Source organism: Vibrio sagamiensis NBRC 104589 (assembly GCF_007990935.1).
GTDB classification, from domain to species: Bacteria; Pseudomonadota; Gammaproteobacteria; order Enterobacterales; family Vibrionaceae; genus Vibrio; species Vibrio sagamiensis.
Genome location: NZ_BJXJ01000045.1, coordinates 1 through 19,071, shown reverse-complemented (window position 1 = coordinate 19,071; position 19,071 = coordinate 1). Strand labels below are relative to the sequence as shown.

The 19,071-nt window shown below is 44.5% G+C and carries 14 protein-coding genes; 3 read left to right on the top strand and 11 right to left on the bottom strand.

Annotation, left to right across the window (positions count from 1 at the left end; genetic code table 11):
* The first annotated feature begins 57 nt into the window (after positions 1-57).
* Complete coding sequence (locus tag VSA01S_RS16935; RefSeq protein ID WP_039978705.1) at positions 58-306, top strand: hypothetical protein; 249 nt, start codon at positions 58-60, stop codon at positions 304-306.
* Complete coding sequence (locus VSA01S_RS16930) at positions 297-869, top strand: uracil-DNA glycosylase family protein (protein WP_039978707.1); 573 nt, start codon at positions 297-299, stop codon at positions 867-869. The genes VSA01S_RS16935 and VSA01S_RS16930 overlap by 10 nt, the downstream gene beginning before the upstream one ends.
* 218 nt (positions 870-1,087) lie before the next feature.
* Here VSA01S_RS16930 and hemE read toward each other — a convergent pair whose 3' ends face one another.
* Both hemE and nudC read right to left on the bottom strand, forming a co-directional pair.
* Positions 1,088-2,155 (bottom strand): uroporphyrinogen decarboxylase, encoded by a 1,068-nt coding sequence (gene hemE, locus VSA01S_RS16925; protein ID WP_039978709.1) that lies wholly within the window; start codon positions 2,153-2,155, stop codon positions 1,088-1,090.
* A gap of 119 nt (positions 2,156-2,274) precedes the next feature.
* Positions 2,275-3,075, bottom strand: a complete 801-nt coding sequence (gene nudC, locus VSA01S_RS16920; protein WP_039978711.1) for an NAD(+) diphosphatase — start codon at positions 3,073-3,075, stop codon at positions 2,275-2,277.
* 177 nt (positions 3,076-3,252) lie between these two features.
* On the opposite strand from nudC, the gene VSA01S_RS16915 reads away from it, so the two are divergent.
* Positions 3,253-3,744 (top strand): Rsd/AlgQ family anti-sigma factor, encoded by a 492-nt coding sequence (locus tag VSA01S_RS16915; protein ID WP_039978713.1) that lies wholly within the window; start codon positions 3,253-3,255, stop codon positions 3,742-3,744.
* A 91-nt stretch (positions 3,745-3,835) separates the two neighbouring features.
* Here the strand turns inward: VSA01S_RS16915 and VSA01S_RS16910 are convergent, their stop codons facing one another.
* From VSA01S_RS16910 to secE, 9 genes are all read right to left on the bottom strand, one after another.
* Positions 3,836-6,394, bottom strand: coding sequence for a YncE family protein (locus VSA01S_RS16910; protein WP_050567249.1), 2,559 nt, complete (start codon positions 6,392-6,394; stop codon positions 3,836-3,838).
* A gap of 395 nt (positions 6,395-6,789) precedes the next feature.
* Complete coding sequence (gene rpoC / locus VSA01S_RS16905; protein WP_039978714.1) at positions 6,790-10,992, bottom strand: DNA-directed RNA polymerase subunit beta'; 4,203 nt, start codon at positions 10,990-10,992, stop codon at positions 6,790-6,792.
* 105 nt (positions 10,993-11,097) lie between these two features.
* Positions 11,098-15,126: a DNA-directed RNA polymerase subunit beta gene (rpoB, locus tag VSA01S_RS16900; RefSeq protein WP_039978716.1), complete on the bottom strand. Its 4,029-nt coding sequence runs from the start codon at positions 15,124-15,126 to the stop codon at positions 11,098-11,100.
* A gap of 250 nt (positions 15,127-15,376) precedes the next feature.
* Positions 15,377-15,742, bottom strand: coding sequence for a 50S ribosomal protein L7/L12 (gene rplL / locus VSA01S_RS16895; RefSeq protein WP_039978717.1), 366 nt, complete (start codon positions 15,740-15,742; stop codon positions 15,377-15,379).
* 57 nt (positions 15,743-15,799) lie between these two features.
* Positions 15,800-16,294, bottom strand: a complete 495-nt coding sequence (gene rplJ / locus VSA01S_RS16890) for a 50S ribosomal protein L10 (RefSeq protein ID WP_021711335.1) — start codon at positions 16,292-16,294, stop codon at positions 15,800-15,802.
* Positions 16,295-16,588: 294 nt separating this feature from the next.
* On the bottom strand, positions 16,589-17,290 hold the full coding sequence (rplA, locus tag VSA01S_RS16885) for a 50S ribosomal protein L1 (protein WP_021711336.1): 702 nt from the start codon (positions 17,288-17,290) through the stop codon (positions 16,589-16,591).
* Between the two features lie 4 nt (positions 17,291-17,294).
* Complete coding sequence (rplK, locus tag VSA01S_RS16880) at positions 17,295-17,723, bottom strand: 50S ribosomal protein L11 (RefSeq protein WP_005440554.1); 429 nt, start codon at positions 17,721-17,723, stop codon at positions 17,295-17,297.
* A 141-nt stretch (positions 17,724-17,864) separates the two neighbouring features.
* Positions 17,865-18,413 (bottom strand): transcription termination/antitermination protein NusG, encoded by a 549-nt coding sequence (gene nusG / locus VSA01S_RS16875; RefSeq protein ID WP_021711337.1) that lies wholly within the window; start codon positions 18,411-18,413, stop codon positions 17,865-17,867.
* 13 nt (positions 18,414-18,426) lie between these two features.
* Complete coding sequence (gene secE, locus VSA01S_RS16870; protein WP_039978720.1) at positions 18,427-18,807, bottom strand: preprotein translocase subunit SecE; 381 nt, start codon at positions 18,805-18,807, stop codon at positions 18,427-18,429.
* Positions 18,808-19,071 lie beyond the last annotated feature (264 nt).

Here is a 19,071-nt window from a genome sequence, read left to right as displayed (position 1 = left end):
ATCATTGAAGAAAAAAACAGCGAAAGTGTACTTGATTCATCACTGGGAAAAAAGTTAATGCCGCAGCCAAATCAGATTTTCCTGCCTTTAGAGCATCACAACACCGATAAAACTTTATTCAAACAGAAAAAAGTGGCCAAACAATGTTTGATTGAACAATCCAAAACCATTCAACTCATACAGGCAGATATCGCATTACCATTACAAAGATTAGCCGAGTTTTCACCGCTTGACTGGTTACAATCAACGTTGATTAAGGCAAAAATCTTGAGGTTAAGAGAAGAGAAGGCCATGTTATGCGTTTAGAGAATCTGCTAAAACAAGTTCGTGCATGTCAAATCTGTGTTGAAGACCTGCCTTTGGGCGCAAACCCTGTTTTACAGGCAGGGAGAAAAGCACGTATTTTAATCATTGGCCAAGCCCCTGGCACACGAGTACATAAAACCTCAATCCCCTGGAATGACCCAAGTGGTGATCGACTACGCCAGTGGTTAAATATCGGTAAAGACGACTTCTATGATCCAAATAAAATCGCCATTGTCCCAATGGGCCTCTGTTACCCGGGCAAAGGTCAATCTGGCGATCTACCTCCACGTAAAGAGTGCGCCTCAACTTGGCATCAAAAAATCCTTGAGCAACTTCCGTGTATAGAACTGACTTTATTGATTGGTCAATACTCACAGCAATATTACCTAAACAATAAACCCAAAACGCTGACTCAAACCGTGCGACAGTGGCAGGATTGGCAGCCAGATTTTATTCCACTTCCCCACCCCTCTCCACGTAATTCATTGTGGCTAAAGAAAAATCCATGGTTTGAATCAGACGTCGTGCCACATCTTCAGCAACGAGTTCACTCAATGCTTTAGGTCACCTATGATCCTTTTACTTGCTAAGCTGTACAATAAAATTCAAACACAACTAAATAAAAAATAAACTCATGATTTTATTGCCATAAAACTCCCCAGCATCGCCTCATAACTAAATAGAACATAGTAGGCCAAATGCAACCAAAGCTGTACAACCCTAAATTTTAGGTAAAAAAATACCGGCATGAAGTGCCGGTATTTGAGCTAAAACGTCGAATTTACTTGTGATATGGCTTAGATAATTCGTGTACCGCTTCAACAAACACGCCTGCGTTTTCTGGCGGTACGTCAAGATGAATGCCGTGGCCTAAGTTAAACACATGGCCAGTACCTGCATCACCAAAGCCTGCTAAGATATCCGCAACTTCTTCACGGATACGCTCTGGTGAAGCATATAACATAGATGGATCCATATTACCTTGGAGCGCCACTTTATCACCGATACGCGCTTTCGCATCTGCAATGTTGATTGTCCAATCTAGACCAACGGCATCACACCCCGTCGCTGCGATTTGCTCAAGCCACATGCCGCCATTCTTGGTAAACAAAGTGACTGGCACACGACGACCGTCGTTTTCGCGAATCAGACCATCAACAATCTTGTGCATATATTGCAGTGAGAACAGGTTGTAGTCACGAGGTGTCAGTACTCCACCCCATGTATCAAATACCATCACCGATTGTGCACCCGCTTTAATTTGCGCGTTTAGATATTCGATAACGCTGTCTGCAAGCTTATCTAGAAGTAAATGAAGCGTTTGTGGCTCTGCGTACATCATCTTCTTGATCTTAGTGAACGCTTTCGAGCTGCCACCTTCAACCATGTATGTCGCAAGTGTCCATGGGCTTCCTGAAAAACCAATCAGTGGAACATCACCATTTAAGTCTTTGCGGATTTGACGCACAGCATTCATGACGTATTGCAGCTCACCTTCAGGATCCGGTAAGCCAATTTTTTCTACATCTGCTTTACAAGTAATCGGTTTGTCAAAAACCGGACCTTCACCAGCGGCAAAACGGAGCTCAAGACCCATCGCATCTGGAATAGTAAGAATATCAGAGAATAAAATCGCAGCATCAAGAGGAAAACGGCGTAATGGCTGAAGGGTGACTTCTGACGCTAGTTCAGCATTCTTACACAAAGACATAAAATCACCAGCCTGCGCTCGGGTAGCTTTGTATTCAGGGAGGTAACGACCTGCCTGACGCATCATCCATACTGGTGTGTAATCGACTGGCTCTTTAAGTAGAGCACGTAGATAACGATCATTTTTTAATTCAGTCATTCCGTCATTCCAATTATTAGCTTTCAACTGACCCGTATTCTAGCATTGATTTAATGTGAATAGTTGGCTCACCAAACAAGGAAAGTGTTTTAATTCACCCAGAACCAACAATACTTAACCTATTTTCCGGGGTATTTTATTTGAGACTGAATATCCTTACATGTTCTTTCAATAAGAGCCCTTGCTATCGTCCCCTGAGGAGCGATAGCAGGAAGCTTTGTGATATCAAACCACTTCGCATCAGCCAATTCGGCATAGTCCGGCTTTATTTCACCCGCTTGATAGTCAGCAAGAAATCCCACCATCATACTTGATGGAAAAGCCCATGGTTGGCTGGCAAAATAACGAATGTTGTTAATATGGATACCTGTTTCTTCATAAACTTCTCGCGCAACACATTCTTCTAATGTCTCACCTACCTCTAAAAATCCTGCAATCACCGTGTACATACCATTACGATGTCTCGCATGTTGTGCAAGGAGGATCTGTTTACCTTTACGAACGGCTACAATAATACATGGGAAAATACGTGGATAGTGCAAGGTTCGACATTCACTGCACTGCATTGCGAGTTGAGTATGGTTAAGGAAGTTGCGACCACCACATTGAGGACAAAAGCGTAAGCTGCTGGTCATATGACCATATTGAGCAGCTTTACTGATCAATAAGAAGAGGGCTTCGGGAAAATGAAGACAGTCTCGCAAAGAAGTGAGCTCAAGATCACCTTCAAGATCGGATAAATTAACCCACCTAACAGGCTCTCCCTGATAATGGCCAATTTGATGACCACAACCGTCAGGAAGAGAAAAATCAGCAGCTTGGCCGAATGGAATATGTCCATTGATTAGCCAAACTTCACTGCCTGATACGACACACCAATAAGCCTTACCGACATGGTTAACTTCACTTTTTCTTAACATTATGCTTACCTTTGCTTGAAGTTCATTCATTTTACTGGCAATCTAATTTCATACCAGAGTTTGTTGTTTGCTGATTTTACAGCTATAAATTCTAGTAAGGACAAGAGTTTGTAATCACTTTACTTACTTTGCTATGCAAAGGATACGTTCACCAGTAGGTGTCCAGATCATGAGGGCATGGTCATGCTAAAAAAATTCAAACAAACACAAGATCAATGGGGTGGTTCGAGTGAGGTAATCGACCACTGGTTAGAGACGAGACAACTTCTCATCGTCGAATATTGTAAGCTTGCATCTCTGCAACCTTGTTCTAGAACAAATGTTGTTGAGCTTCCTGCTCCTGATGATCTACAACATTTTTGCCAGCACCTCGTCGATTATATTTCTGAAGGTCACTTTAAGATATACGACATGGTGATGGATAAGTGGAAAGCAACAGGCTTTGTTGCGACAGATGAGATCAACCAAACCTACGCCAAAATCGTTATTACGACAGATCCACTCCTAAACTTTACCGACAAATACTCTGATGTTTCAATTGGAGATGAGCTGGTAGACTTTGATTCAGATATGTCTCTGCTTGGTGAAATTATCGAGACACGTTTTGCGGTAGAGGATCATTTGATTCAGCTTATCGCAGATAGCCTATCGATGCCGCCAGGTTCATAGCGAAAAGGAATTCGGGATTAAGCTTCCACTGAGAAACAAGAAAGCCACTTGACAGTTGTTGTAGGGCCTTCTTGTTTCTAAACTGGTTTACTTAGTGGTGATAAGCCTGCCACATTGGGTTCTCGGCAAAGTAGCGTTCAACAAGGTTGATGTTGCTTTGTGGACGAGGGACTCGAAGATATTCAGCGACACCATTATACATCTCCTCGCGTGGTGTTTTGTAAAACGCATTAATCTCATCATCAAGATAAGGCAACACTTGCTGTCGGATCATCATTTGATGAATATCATGTGTCATTAATTGCAAACCACGCGATGAGTTAGCAAAGCTACTGTCATGCGACCCCCAGTGATGACCAAATTCATGGCCAACGATACCAATCCCTGAGTTGTAGTAGTGGGCATAGTAGTTCCAAGTGTCAATGCCAAGTACATCACCACCACCAAGACCACCGCCAATGGTTGATATACCAAGTCGAATGCGATCGCGGTTCATAAAGGCTTGGTAAATATTCTGGTAATCTTCCGCAGTAAAATTTCCGCCTGGGCCATCAACCGGACCTGAGTTACCGAAGAACTCATTTTGACCTTGACCAATACTTTGCTTGTAATTGAACCATAGGTGTTCAAACTCAGGGCTATTCATCACGTACGCATAATTCGCCATGATGATCATCCATTCGCGCGCATAGGCTGACGTGATTTTTTCCCAGTGGCCGTTTGCTTGTGAGTAAGTGCCGAAACTCAAACGCCATTTCGATTGCCAGTCTGTCAATTTCTGCACGAATTTATCCGTTCCAGATGTCAGACGGATATCGACCAAATCTCGAGGTAGATACGTAGCCTCTGCTAAACCTTTAATCTTAAACGACTGCATGCCATCAAGACTCGCGTATTTCACACCATCTTTTAAAGTATGTGACGTTGTGTAAGTCGCAAATGGCTCCAGCTTATCAAGTGTGCCCAATTTGAGCCATTTCCCTTCATCACCAAAGCGCGCTTCAACGGCCAGGTCGTAAGTAGTTTGAGCCGCATAGCTGGTGATATCCAGACCATCAATACGCTGTGTACCCGATAATAGACGGTCGATACGTACTTCATGGTTAGAAGTTAAACTCTCCCAACTTTCACCATCAAACAGTAACGGCTTCTTGACGACTTCAGGCGCTAATAAATCAAATACGTGCTCGTGAGTCGCGGGCTTATTGTCTTGGTGAACACGCAGTTCATCCACATTAGCAACCACCACGGTGCGGTCTTGCAACATAGCTAAAACTTTAGCCTCAACCGCCAGATCAAAACTCGATTTTAGTGATTGATCTTTTTCAGTATCAGTGTCAAAAAAGCCTTTAAAGGAATGCATCGCCTCACCTTCAATACCGCCTTCGACAAAACTAAACTGTTCTTTGCTAAACTCTTTTACAACACCTACATTGCTGCCGACATAAACTTCACCATTACTGGCTTGATAAGTATTACGGTAACGAGTATTGGTAAAACGATGTTTCGCTTCAACTAGCTCGTCACCCGCTTTTACGGATGCAAGATCGAATACGTAAGTTAACGCGTTATCAAAGTTAACCACCAGCTCATTGTTCACCACTTCCATCTTTAAGTTGCGATAGATAGAATTACTTTCTGGCAAATTGAAAAAACCATACTTAGACAATTTTTTATGGTTGGCCAGCTTGACATCTTCTTGACGGTAAATAGAAATTTTACCTGTGATATCAGCAACAAAAATAAACTCGTCGTTTGCTGCAACGCTGTATGGGTGAGTCAAAGTTTTATCGAAAGTATTACCCGACCAAGAACCTGTACCCAAAGACATAATAATTTGGTCATTGTTGTTGGTATCGTAGATATCGACGCGGTTAGACGAGAGAGAAGCAACAAATAAGTGACCATCATGTTCCATTACATCGCTTACGACGCGGTAGGTTTCATTTATACCATTGAGCGAAAAACCTGTGATAGGCGCCAGCAGCCGATTATCTCTCAAATCATATCGAGCAATATGAGAAAAAGCACTGTTTGTGTTGCCGACATAAATTTTGTCATGACTTAACGCCACTGATTCGGGCAAAAATTCATTTTCAGCTTGATAGCCAAAATCTGCATAAGTTAGAGTTTTACCTGTACCCAAAAATTTTATCTTAGTTAGACTTTCACCGTCTTCTAGTGCGCAAGTGTCATTTTCTAGTAACAGATGCGTCATACCGTTTGGTGAGTAAACATCCCCTTCAGGGCCATACTCAATTAAACACCCATTACCGTAGTCGTAATTACCATAGATCTTGTTCACGACCACCATGCCAAAGTTATACCAGCTGAGCTCCCAATCATCATTCAAGAAATCAAACACATTACGGAACAAGCTTTCATCAGTGAATGGTATCGGCAAGTCAAATTTAATATAGTTATCTTGGTTTATTTGGTATTCAACACCGTTAACTTCGATAAAACGCTTACCTTCTTTTACGATGACATTATTTTTATCTTCAGCATATTTACGCAGCTCAGTGATGCGCTGCTGAATTTGGCGATGAGTATCGTTAAGTTCATTAGCAAAGGAGGGATTATCGCTGGCCTGTACAACACCAAATAACAGTGCTGAGCCGATAAGTAGAGACAAACATTTTTTATTCATCGCTTTACCACTTATTTATTAAGAAGGTATCAATCTTATTCCCACCCAAACAGAACGGCAACCTGTTTATTTGGAAGTAAGATCGCGATATACAGAAGACATTTATCCCTTAAGAAAGATTTTCCGCAGAGGATAAGATCAGCTTTGAACCACATAGTAAAGTGGCATGTTTAGAATCACTTGTTAAACATTGGATCGTTCACCTATTAGTGGGTTTTCAACTCGCTTACGATCTTGCTTTGCTCTTTCTCCTTAATATATGGTTGGCATCCAATGCGCACTCAAATTCCAGAGTAAGTCATTATCTACTCCCACATCTCGTAGCATACTAACCTCTTACTACATAAACAAAAAAGGCACCCGAAGGTGCCTTTTATATTTAAAGCTCTTAACGATTAATCGTCAGAAGAGAAGCCAGCATTTAGAAGTGCTGCTAGATTGTCCGTTGCTTGTTCAGCAGAAGGACCTTCTTGCGCTTCAACACGCTTAGCTTGACGCTCTTGGTGGTAAGCGAAACCTGTACCTGCAGGAATCAGGCGACCAACAATTACGTTCTCTTTTAGACCACGTAGATCATCACGCTTACCAGAAACCGCAGCTTCTGTTAGTACGCGAGTCGTCTCTTGGAACGATGCCGCAGAGATGAACGACTCAGTCGCTAGAGATGCCTTCGTGATACCTAGTAGCTCACGCTCGAAACGTGCCGGTTCTTTACCTTCAGCTTCTAGATTACGGTTAGCAATCTTAACTTGTGAGTATTCAACTTGCTCACCAGGTAAGAACTCAGAGTCACCAGCGAAAGTAATCGTACACTTACGAAGCATCTGACGAACGATAGTTTCAATGTGCTTATCGTTAATCTTAACCCCTTGTAGACGGTAAACTTCTTGTACTTCGTTAGCGATGTACTGAGTTACCGCGTGTACGCCACGCAGACGTAGGATGTCATGTGGAGACTCTGGGCCATCTGCGATGACATCGCCACATTCAACACGCTCACCTTCAAACACGTTCAATTGACGGTGTTTAGGGATCATCTCTTCATATGCTTCACCGCTATCGCGAGTGATAACGAGACGGCGTTTACCTTTGGTTTCTTTACCGAAGCTTACTGTACCAGTATGCTCAGCAAGAATCGCAGGCTCTTTAGGCTTACGAGCTTCGAATAGGTCAGCTACGCGAGGTAGACCACCGGTGATATCTTTGTTACCGCCAGATTTCTGAGGGATACGAGATAGTGTGTCACCAATGCCAACTTCAGCGCCATCTTCGATGTTTACAATCGCTTTACCAGGTAGGAAGTAATGTGCTGGCATTTCAGTACCAGGGATCATTACATCATTACCTTGCTCATCAACAAGTTTGATTGCTGGACGCATATCTTTACCTGCTGCTGGGCGCGCGGCTGGGTCTGTTACTTCACTTGAAGATAGGCCTGTTAGGTCGTCAGTTTGGCGAGAAACTGTAACACCGTCGATCATATCTACAAACTGGATGCGACCTGCCACTTCAGTGATGATTGGCATTGTGTGCGCTTCCCAGTTAGCAACAACATCACCCGCAGTAACTGCGTCGTTGTCGCCTTTGCTTAGGATAGAACCGTAAGGCAGTTTGTGTTTCTCTTTAGTACGACCGAACTCATCAATGATCGTCAGCTCAGATGCACGAGACGTGATAACTAGCTTCTTATCTTTATTGATTACGAACTTAGCGTTATGCAGCTTAACGGTACCTGTTGTCTTCGCTTGGATACTGTTTTCTGCTGCCGCTGTAGATGCCGCACCACCGATGTGGAATGTACGCATCGTAAGCTGTGTACCCGGCTCACCGATAGATTGAGCAGCGATTACACCCACAGCTTCACCTTGGTTCACTAGGTGACCACGTGCTAGGTCACGACCGTAACACTGTGCACAACAACCAAAGTCAGAATCACAAGTAACAACAGAACGTACGCGCATGCTGTCTACAGAGTTCTCTTCCATGATCTGGCACCACTTCTCATCAATGAGAGTGTTACGTGGGATCAGAACTTCTTCTGTACCTGGCTTAAGAACATCTTCAGCAACAACACGACCTAGAGCAAGCTCAGTTAGTGCAACTTTAACATCACCACCCTCGATGTGAGGCATCATGTCAACGCCTTCGTGGGTGCCACAATCATGTTCAGTGACAACAACGTCTTGAGCAACGTCTACTAGACGACGAGTTAGGTAACCCGAGTTTGCTGTCTTCAGTGCTGTATCCGCAAGACCCTTACGAGCACCGTGCGTTGAGATAAAGTACTGAAGTACGTTTAGACCTTCTTTAAAGTTCGCAGTGATCGGCGTTTCGATGATCGAGCCATCCGGACGTGCCATCAGACCACGCATACCCGCTAGCTGACGAATCTGTGCTGCAGAACCACGAGCGCCCGAGTCAGCCATCATGTAGATGCTGTTAAACGATTCTTGTTGCTCTTCTTCACCGTCACGGTTAATAACCGTTTCAGATGAAAGGTTTGCCATCATCGCTTTTGCTACGCGATCGTTGGTCGATGCCCAGATATCGATCACTTTGTTGTATCGCTCACCCGCAGTCACAAGACCAGATTGGTACTGTTCTTGGATTTCACGTACTTCTTCTTCCGCTTCTGCGATTTCAGTGTACTTAGCTGCTGGTACAACCATATCATCGATACCAACCGATACACCTGATAGTGCCGCGTATGCGAAACCAGTGTACATGATTTGGTCAGCGAAGATTACAGTGTCTTTAAGACCAAGCTTACGGTATGCCTCGTTCAATAGGTTAGAAATCTGCTTCTTACCTAATTTTTGGTTAACGATGCTGTACGGCAGGCCTGCTGGAACGATTTGCCATAGCATTGCACGACCGATAGTGGTATCAACCATCTTAGTCTCAGTTGTGCTATGACCGTCTTCATCAACAACGGTTTCAGTGATACGAACTTTTACTCGTGCGTGAAGCTCAGCCGTCTTGGTGCGGTATGCCTTTTCAGCCTCTTCTGGGCCAGCAAGGTACATACCTTCGCCTTTAACGTTGATCTTTTCACGAGTCATGTAGTACAGACCCAATACAACGTCCTGAGAAGGTACAATGATCGGATCACCTGACGCTGGCGACAGAATGTTGTTTGTCGACATCATCAGTGTACGAGCTTCAAGCTGTGCTTCTAGAGTTAGAGGCACGTGAACCGCCATTTGGTCACCATCGAAGTCCGCGTTGTACGCCGCACAAACAAGTGGGTGTAGCTGGATCGCTTTACCTTCGATCAGTACTGGTTCGAACGCCTGAATACCAAGACGGTGAAGTGTTGGTGCACGGTTCAATAACACTGGGTGTTCACGGATAACTTCGTCTAGGATATCCCAAACAACCGCTTCTTCACGCTCAACCATTTTCTTCGCAGCTTTGATCGTCGTCGCCATGCCACGAGTCTCTAGTTTGCTGTAGATAAATGGTTTAAATAGCTCTAGTGCCATCTTCTTAGGAAGACCACACTGATGTAGACGAAGGTATGGACCTACTGTGATTACAGAACGACCAGAGTAGTCTACACGCTTACCAAGAAGGTTCTGACGGAAACGACCTTGTTTACCCTTGATCATATCAGCAAGAGATTTCAGAGGACGTTTGTTAGAACCTGTAATCGCACGACCACGACGACCGTTGTCTAATAGCGCATCAACAGACTCTTGCAGCATACGTTTTTCGTTACGTACGATGATGTCTGGAGCCGCAAGCTCTAGAAGACGCTTCAAACGGTTGTTACGGTTGATCACACGACGGTATAGGTCATTCAGATCTGAAGTCGCAAAACGACCACCATCTAGAGGAACTAGCGGACGTAGATCAGGTGGCAATACTGGAAGAACAGTAAGGATCATCCACTCTGGGTTGTTACCAGATTGAATAAACGCTTCGACCAGTTTTAGGCGCTTAGTGACTTTCTTACGCTTAGTTTCAGAGTTAGTTGTTTCTAGCTCTTCACGCATTTGTTCCGCTTCAGCCTGCATATCCATAGAACCTAGTAGGTCCTTGATAGCTTCTGCACCCATCTTAGCGGTAAACTCATCACCCCACTCTTCTAGACGATCAAGATACTCTTCTTCAGTAAGCATCTGACCTTTTTCTAGATCCGTCATGCCTGGTTCTGTTACTACGTACATTTCGAAGTAAAGAACACGTTCGATATCACGCAGTGGGATATCCATAAGCAGACCGATACGAGACGGTAGCGATTTTAGGAACCAGATGTGAGCTACTGGTGAAGCAAGTTCAATGTGGCCCATACGGTCACGACGAACTTTAGTCTGTGTAACTTCTACACCACACTTCTCACAGATAACACCACGGTGCTTCAAGCGCTTGTATTTACCACAAAGACATTCGTAGTCTTTAACTGGACCAAAAATACGTGCACAGAACAAACCATCGCGTTCAGGCTTGAACGTACGATAGTTGATCGTTTCAGGTTTTTTAACTTCACCAAAAGACCATGAACGGATCATATCTGGTGAAGATAGACCGATTTTGATTGCATCAAATTCTTCGGTCTTATGCTGTGCTTTTAGAAAGTTTAATAAGTCTTTCACAATCAGCTCCTGTAAGGAGTTAAAAGGAGCCCACTCGTATCAAGTGAGCGCCTTCTACTAAATAACCACTGAAATGCTCTCGAACATTGCCGAGAGCAGCAGAGATTACTCTTCGTCTTCTAGCTCGATGTTGATACCTAGCGAGCGAATTTCTTTCAACAATACGTTGAACGATTCTGGCATACCAGGTTCCATGCTGTGGTTACCGTCTACGATGTTTTTGTACATCTTAGTACGGCCGTTAACGTCATCCGACTTAACCGTTAGCATTTCTTGTAGAGTGTAAGCTGCACCGTATGCTTCCAGTGCCCATACTTCCATCTCACCGAAACGCTGACCACCGAACTGAGCTTTACCACCAAGTGGCTGCTGAGTTACTAGGCTGTACGAACCAGTTGAACGAGCGTGCATCTTGTCATCCACAAGGTGGTTCAGTTTCAGCATGTACATGTAACCTACTGTTACAGGACGCTCAAACTCATCACCCGTACGGCCATCAAACAGTTTTAACTGACCTGATTCAGGCAAGTCGGCAAGTTTGAGTAGCGCTTTGATCGACGCTTCAGGTGCACCATCAAATACTGGAGTCGCGATAGGTAGACCACCACGTAGGTTCTTGATCAGAGTACGAACTTCGTCATCTGATAGGGCAGCAATATCTACTTTCTGACGCGTATCGCCTAGATCGTAAACTTTTTGCAGGAACTCGCGGAACTTCGCAAGCTCTTGCTGCTCTTTAACCATTTGAGTGATCTTGTCGCCGATACCTTTCGCAGCCAGACCTAAGTGAACTTCTAGGATCTGACCGATGTTCATACGTGAAGGTACACCCAATGGGTTAAGTACGATATCAACAGGCTGGCCTTTCTCATCGTATGGCATGTCCTCAACAGGGTTAATCTTAGAGATTACACCCTTGTTACCGTGACGACCCGCCATCTTATCACCAGGCTGGATACGGCGTTTAACCGCAAGGTAAACCTTAACAATCTTCAGAACACCTGGAGCAAGATCATCACCTTGTGTGATCTTACGACGCTTAGTATCAAACTTCTTATCAAAGTCTGCTTTTAGCTCGTCGTACTGCTCTGCAAGTTGCTCAAGTTGAGATTGAAGCGTGTCATCTTCTAACGTCAGTTCTAACCACTTCTTACGATCAATTGTGTCTAGCCTTGCGTCAGAGTAACCACCTTCAAGAAGCACTGCTTTCACACGGTTTAGAAGACCACCCTCAAGAATCTGAAATTCTTCAGTTAAGTCTTTCTTCGCTTCTTTCAACTGCATTTGCTCGATTTCAAGTGCACGCTTGTCTTTTTCTACGCCATCGCGAGTAAAGACTTGTACGTCGATAATCGTACCAGATACAGAGTTAGGTACACGTAGAGAAGTATCTTTAACATCAGATGCTTTTTCACCAAAGATAGCACGCAGTAGCTTCTCTTCAGGCGTTAGCTGAGTTTCACCTTTAGGTGTTACTTTACCAACTAGGATGTCACCACCCTTAACTTCAGCACCGATGTAAACGATACCTGACTCGTCTAGTTTAGACAGAGCAGACTCACCTACGTTTGGAATATCAGCTGTGATCTCTTCAGAGCCCAGCTTAGTATCACGCGCCACACAAGTAAGTTCTTGGATGTGGATAGTCGTGAAGCGGTCTTCTTGAACTACGCGCTCAGATACTAGGATCGAGTCTTCGAAGTTGTAACCGTTCCAAGGCATGAACGCGATACGCATGTTTTGACCAAGCGCTAGTTCACCAAGGTCTGTTGAAGGACCATCAGCAAGAACGTCACCGCGTGATACAGGTTCACCTGGCATCACACATGGGCGCTGGTTAATACATGTGTTCTGGTTAGAACGTGTGTATTTAGTCAGGTTGTAGATGTCGATACCAGCTTCACCTGGTACTAGCTCTTCTTCGTTCACTTTAACAACGATACGAGAAGCATCTACTGACTGGATTACACCGCCACGTTTCGCAACTGCCGTTACACCTGAGTCAACAGCGACGTTACGTTCAATACCTGTACCAACAAGCGGTTTGTCAGCTTTCAGTGTTGGAACAGCCTGACGTTGCATGTTCGCACCCATCAATGCACGGTTCGCATCATCGTGTTCTAGGAACGGGATAAGCGATGCAGCGATAGATACAACCTGGTTTGTCGCAACGTCCATGTACTGAGCGTGCTCACGAGGGTGTAGACCAGATTCACCTTTTTGACGAGCTGTGATCAGCTCATCTGCAAAACCGCCTTCTTCAGTTAGCGCAGCGTTAGCCTGTGCGATAACGAATTGGCCTTCTTCGATTGCAGATAGGTAATCTACTTCGTCTGTTACAACGCCATCTACAACGCGACGGTATGGTGTCTCTAGGAAACCGTACTCGTTACAACGCGCAAACGCAGAGAGAGAGTTGATCAGACCGATGTTTGGACCTTCCGGTGTTTCGATAGGACATAGACGACCGTAGTGAGTTACGTGTACGTCACGTACTTCGAAGCCAGCACGTTCACGAGTTAGACCGCCGGGACCCAATGCAGAAATACGACGCTTGTGCGTGACTTCTGAGAGTGGGTTGTTTTGGTCCATGAATTGTGAAAGCTGTGAAGAGCCAAAGAATTCTTTAACCGCTGCAGAAATTGGTTTAGCGTTGATCAGGTCTTGAGGCATGATAGCGTCAAGATCGCCTAGGCTTAGGCGTTCTTTAACTGCACGTTCAACACGTACTAGACCAACACGGAACTGGTTCTCAGCCATTTCGCCAACAGAGCGGATACGACGGTTGCCAAGGTGGTCGATATCGTCCACTTCGCCTTTACCATTACGGATCGCGATAAGCTTCTTCATCACTTCAACGATATCTTGCTCGTCAAGTGTGCCTTGCTCTAGTGCATCTTCACGCTCAATTGAGCTATTGAACTTCATACGACCAACAGTTGATAGATCGTAGCGTTCTTCTGAGAAAAATAGGCTTTCGAATAAGGCTTCTGCAGCTTCTTTTGTTGGTGGCTCACCAGGGCGCATCATGCGGTAGATTTCCACCAAAGCAGAAATACGATCAACTGTGCTGTCGATACGTAATGTTTCTGACATGAACGGGCCATGGTCTAGATCGTTCGTAAATAGAACTTCTAGTGCTTTGTGGCCGGCTTGAGATAGGTTTGCTAGTGCTTCCAGGCTAATTTCCTGGTTAGCATTCACAATGATCTCGCCAGTGGCTTCGTTGATATAATCTTTCGAAGTCACTTTACCAACGATGTATTCAACAGGTACTTCGATATGGTCAACGCCGTCTTTTTCAAGTTGGCGGATATGACGAGCCGTTACACGACGACCTTGCTCAACGTATGTCTTACCGTTTGCTTCGATGTCGAATGACGCAGTTTCGCCACGTAGACGATCAGGAACCAACTCCATAAGTAGAGTTTGATCTTTCACTTCGAAGTTCACTTTCTCGAAGAAGATATCTAGGATTTCTTCTGTCGATTTACCTAGTGCACGAAGAATGATCGATGCTGGTAGCTTACGACGGCGGTCGATACGTACGTACAGGTTATCCTTAGGATCAAACTCGAAATCAAGCCATGAACCACGGTAAGGAATAACGCGTGCATTGTATAAAACTTTACCCGAAGAGTGAGTTTTACCCTTATCGCTGTCGAAGAACACGCCTGGGCTTCGGTGCAGCTGGGATACGATAACCCTCTCGGTACCATTAATTACGAAGGTACCATTGTCTGTCATAAGCGGAATTTCGCCCATGTAGACTTCTTGTTCTTTAATGTCTTTTACAGTACCTGCTGGTGCGTCTTTATCAAAAATAACTAGACGTAATTTTACGCGCAGTGGCTTTGAATAAGTTACACCACGAATTTGACATTCTTTGACGTCAAAAACTGGCTCACCAAGACGGTAGCTAACGTATTGCAGCTCAGAGTTGCCATTGTAGCTCTGAATTGGAAATACAGAACGGAAAGCAGCTTCAAGACCATATTGACCTTCAGGATCCTGTTCGATAAATTTGTCGAACGAATCGAGCTGGATCGATAGCAGGTATGGAATGTCCAAAACTTGTGGACGAGTACCAAAGTCCTTACGGATGCGCTTTTTCTCGGTATAAGAGTAAACCATGGGGTTCCTCAGCTCGCTGATAAGTGACCCAAACTGTCCGCCCGCTCCTCGTTACTTAAGGGGGGTAAGGGACAGTGACTAAATAGCTGTTTACTGTAGTGACATTCCATCTCGTATGAATGAAACGTTTTTTGCTTGGATATCGACGCTTAAACAGCGGGAAAATTCGCCTATACCCTACAGCGCAAAAAGGCTGGTGGTTAAAAAACCACCAGCCAGATAGCCGCTAGGCTAAGAAACTATGCAATAATTACTTAACAGCAACAGTTGCACCAGCTTCTTCTAGCTGAGCTTTAAGAGCTTCAGCTTCAGCTTTCTCAATACCTTCTTTTAGAGGTGCTGGAGCGCCATCTACTAGAGCTTTAGCTTCTTTCAGACCTAGGCCAGTTGCGCCACGTACTGCTTTGATTACAGCAACTTTGTTACCGCCAGCAGATTCTAGGATTACGTCAAATTCAGTTTGCTCAGCAGCAGCTTCAGCTGCAGCACCGCCAGCTACAACTGCAGCAGCAGCAGTAACACCGAATTTTTCTTCCATAGCTTCGATTAGTTCAACAACTTGCATTACAGACATTTCTGCAACTGCGTCTAGGATTTGCTCGTTAGTAATAGACATAACAATTCTCTTTTAAGTCAACAATAAGTTTATTTTGCAACCAGTAAAAAGCAAGGCTTAAGCCGCAGCTTCTTCTTTTTGCTCGCGGATAGCAGCGATAGTACGTACCAGCTTGCCAGCAGAAGCTTCTTTCATGCACATCATTAGGCGTGCGATTGCTTCGTCGTAAGTTGGTAGTGTTGCTAGTACTTCAGCGTCAGTTAGAGTGCCTTCAAATGCAGCAGCTCTGATCTCGAAATCTTTGTTCTCTTTAGCGAAGTCTTTGAAAAGACGCGCTGCAGCACCTGGGTGCTCGTTAGAGAAAGCGATTAGAGTAGGACCAGTGAAAGTGTCAGTTAGACACTCGTAGTCTGTACCCTGAACCGCACGACGTGCTAGAGTGTTACGCACAACTTTCATGTAAACACCCGCTTCACGCGCTTGCTTACGTAGAGAAGTCATTGCGCCAACTTCAACGCCACGAGAATCAGCTACAACTGCAGAAAGTGCACCACTGGCAGCTTCGTTGACTTCAGCAACAATTGCTTTTTTGTCTTGAAGGTTTAAAGCCATCTTGGATTTACTCCTGGTTGTCGTTACACCACTCACTATTATCACAACAGTGAGAGCTAGTTAGGTGCATTCCCAGAAGAAAGTTAACTATTGTTACATAGAGCTTTCTGTCAGTTCGGGCACCATCTACGTAGGATGATTAAGTTTATTGTTTAATAAACACCTACGGTCTTGGACGGAGACTGGGTCTTAATTCACTTTAAATCACTCAAGGATTTAAAGAACCAAAGTTCAGCCCCAACCACAAATATTAGGCGCGAAATTATACACAAATTTCGCGACTAAGCAAATAAATTATGCTTGAGTGTTCAGGCTAGCCTGATCAACAGCAACACCAGCACCCATAGTAGTAGAGATGCTTACTTTCTGCAGGAAGGTACCCTTCGCAGAAGATGGCTTAGCTTTCTTCAGAGCAACTAGAAGAGCTTCTAGGTTCTCTTTGATCTGCTCAGCAGAGAAGTTTGCTTTACCAATAGTAGTGTGGATGATGCCGTTTTTGTCGTTACGGTAACGAACCTGACCTGCTTTAGCATTCTTAACTGCTTCAGCAACGTTAGGGGTTACAGTACCAACTTTAGGGTTTGGCATTAGACCACGAGGACCTAGGATCGTACCTAGTTGACCTACAACGCGCATTGCATCTGGAGAAGCAACGACTACGTCAAAGTTCATTTCGCCTTTCTTAACTTGCTCAGCAAGATCTTCCATACCAACGATGTCTGCGCCAGCTTCTTTAGCTGCTTCAGCGTTTGCACCTTGAGTGAACACTGCAACGCGGATATCGCGGCCAGTACCGTGAGGTAGTACAGTTGCACCACGTACGTTCTGGTCAGATTTACGAGCATCGATGCCTAGGTTAACAGCAACATCTACAGACTCAACAAATTTAGCCGTTGCTAGCTCTTGAAGAAGAGTAACAGCTTCGTTGATTTCGTATTCTTTAGTTACGTCAACTTTTTCGCGGATTACGCGCATGCGCTTAGTTAGTTTTGCCATCTTATTAACCCTCTACCACTAGGCCCATTGAACGAGCAGTACCAGCGATAGAACGCTTCATCGCTTCGATGTCAGCACCAGTCATATCAGCAGCTTTAGTTTCTGCGATTTCTTGGATTTGAGCGTCAGTTACAGTGCCCACTTTTTCAGTGTTTGGACGACCAGAACCAGACTTAACGCCAGCCGCTTTCTTTAGAAGAACTGCTGCAGGTGGAGTCTTAGTTACGAACGTGAAAGAACGGTCGCTGTATACTGTGATAACTACTGGAGTTGGTAGACCTTTCTCAATAGATTCTGTTTTTGCGTTAAACGCTTTACAGAATTCCATGATGTTAACACCGTGTTGACCTAGAGCAGGACCAACTGGTGGACTTGGGTTAGCAGCGCCAGCAGCAACTTGTAGCTTGATGTAAGCTTCAACTTTCTTAGCCATGATAATTCCTAAGTTTGGGTACAATCGCTAGTCGCCGACCAGCTCCCCGTTTATGAAAAAACTTTTTGCTTCACTAAAAGCAAAAAGGCGCGAAATTATAGTCATAATTCGCGCCTTAAACAACCCTTAAAAGGTGTTTTTTTAATCAAGTTTCTCGACTTGACCAAATTCAAGCTCAACCGGTGTCGCACGACCAAAGATCGATACAGATACTTTCAGACGGCTCTTCTCGTAGTCCACTTCTTCAACGGTACCATTGAAGTCAGCGAATGGACCTTCGTTAACACGTACCACTTCACCCGCTTCGTACATAGTACGTGGGCGCGGTGCTTCACTCGCTTTTTCAAGACGGTTAAGAATTGCATCCGCTTCTTTGTCAGTGATAGGTGCTGGACGGTCTGATGTACCACCAATGAAGCCCATGACACGTGGCACACTGCGTACTAAGTGCCATGATTCATCGTTCATAATCATCTGAACTAGAACGTAACCTGGAAAGAACTTACGCTCAGACTTACGACGCTGACCTGCACGCATTTCTACAACTTCTTCTGTAGGAACTAGCACTTCACCGAATAACTCTTCCATTGCATGCATTTTAATATGCTCGCGAAGAGATTGAGCCACACGACCCTCAAATCCAGAGAAGGCTTGAACCACATACCAGCGTTTTTTTGGAGCTTCACTCATGAACTTAAACCCTCTATACCCCAGTTGCTAGAGCTACTAGACGAACCATAATGCCGTCAATACCCCAAAGCACTAGAGCCATTACAATACTTACAGCTAAAACAATCAATGTTGTTTGCACGGTTTCTTGGCGAGTTGGCCAAACAACTTTGCGAACTTCCATACGAGATTCTTTTGCAAAACTGATCGCTTCTTTACCTTTAGTGGTTGTCGCTGCAACGCCGAGAGCAGCTGCAATAAGAACAACAGCACCTGCAGCACGAAAAACTACAGACGCCTCACCATACAGGTAATTACCCACAACAGCGGCTACAGCCAGAACGAAAGCGACAATCCACTTAAACGTATCTACTGAATTAGAGCTACCAGGGGTCTCAGCATTATTTGCTTTCATAACATCAACCTGTCACAAGTCTTAATATAGACGACAATAGCCCCGCTGTTGCAGGGCAAACTCTCCATATCGCCGAAATATTTCAGCGTTACGTCTCTTTAGATTAACTCATAGAGTCAATCTTGCTCTGCTCATCACAAAAATTCGCACAAGAAAACAGCAAAAATAGTGTTGAGTGCAGAAAAAGGGCATCAAATGATGCCCTTTTTGATACTAGTTCGTCAAATCTAATTCTAGATTTTCCGAAAATATTCGTTTAACTCG

Bases quoted from the DNA above. Each gene is read 5' to 3' on its own strand.
- VSA01S_RS16935 (WP_039978705.1), top strand. From the start codon at position 58: ATGCCGCAGCCAAATCAGATTTTCCTGCCTTTAGAGCATCACAACACC.
- VSA01S_RS16930 (WP_039978707.1), top strand. From the start codon at position 297: ATGCGTTTAGAGAATCTGCTAAAACAAGTTCGTGCATGTCAAATCTGT.
- hemE (WP_039978709.1), bottom strand. From the start codon at position 2,155: ATGACTGAATTAAAAAATGATCGTTATCTACGTGCTCTACTTAAAGAG.
- nudC (WP_039978711.1), bottom strand. From the start codon at position 3,075: ATGTTAAGAAAAAGTGAAGTTAACCATGTCGGTAAGGCTTATTGGTGT.
- VSA01S_RS16915 (WP_039978713.1), top strand. From the start codon at position 3,253: ATGGTCATGCTAAAAAAATTCAAACAAACACAAGATCAATGGGGTGGT.
- VSA01S_RS16910 (WP_050567249.1), bottom strand. From the start codon at position 6,394: ATGAATAAAAAATGTTTGTCTCTACTTATCGGCTCAGCACTGTTATTT.
- rpoB (WP_039978716.1), bottom strand. From the start codon at position 15,126: ATGGTTTACTCTTATACCGAGAAAAAGCGCATCCGTAAGGACTTTGGT.
- rplL (WP_039978717.1), bottom strand. From the start codon at position 15,742: ATGTCTATTACTAACGAGCAAATCCTAGACGCAGTTGCAGAAATGTCT.
- rplJ (WP_021711335.1), bottom strand. From the start codon at position 16,294: ATGGCTTTAAACCTTCAAGACAAAAAAGCAATTGTTGCTGAAGTCAAC.
- rplA (WP_021711336.1), bottom strand. From the start codon at position 17,290: ATGGCAAAACTAACTAAGCGCATGCGCGTAATCCGCGAAAAAGTTGAC.
- rplK (WP_005440554.1), bottom strand. From the start codon at position 17,723: ATGGCTAAGAAAGTTGAAGCTTACATCAAGCTACAAGTTGCTGCTGGC.
- nusG (WP_021711337.1), bottom strand. From the start codon at position 18,413: ATGAGTGAAGCTCCAAAAAAACGCTGGTATGTGGTTCAAGCCTTCTCT.
- secE (WP_039978720.1), bottom strand. From the start codon at position 18,807: ATGAAAGCAAATAATGCTGAGACCCCTGGTAGCTCTAATTCAGTAGAT.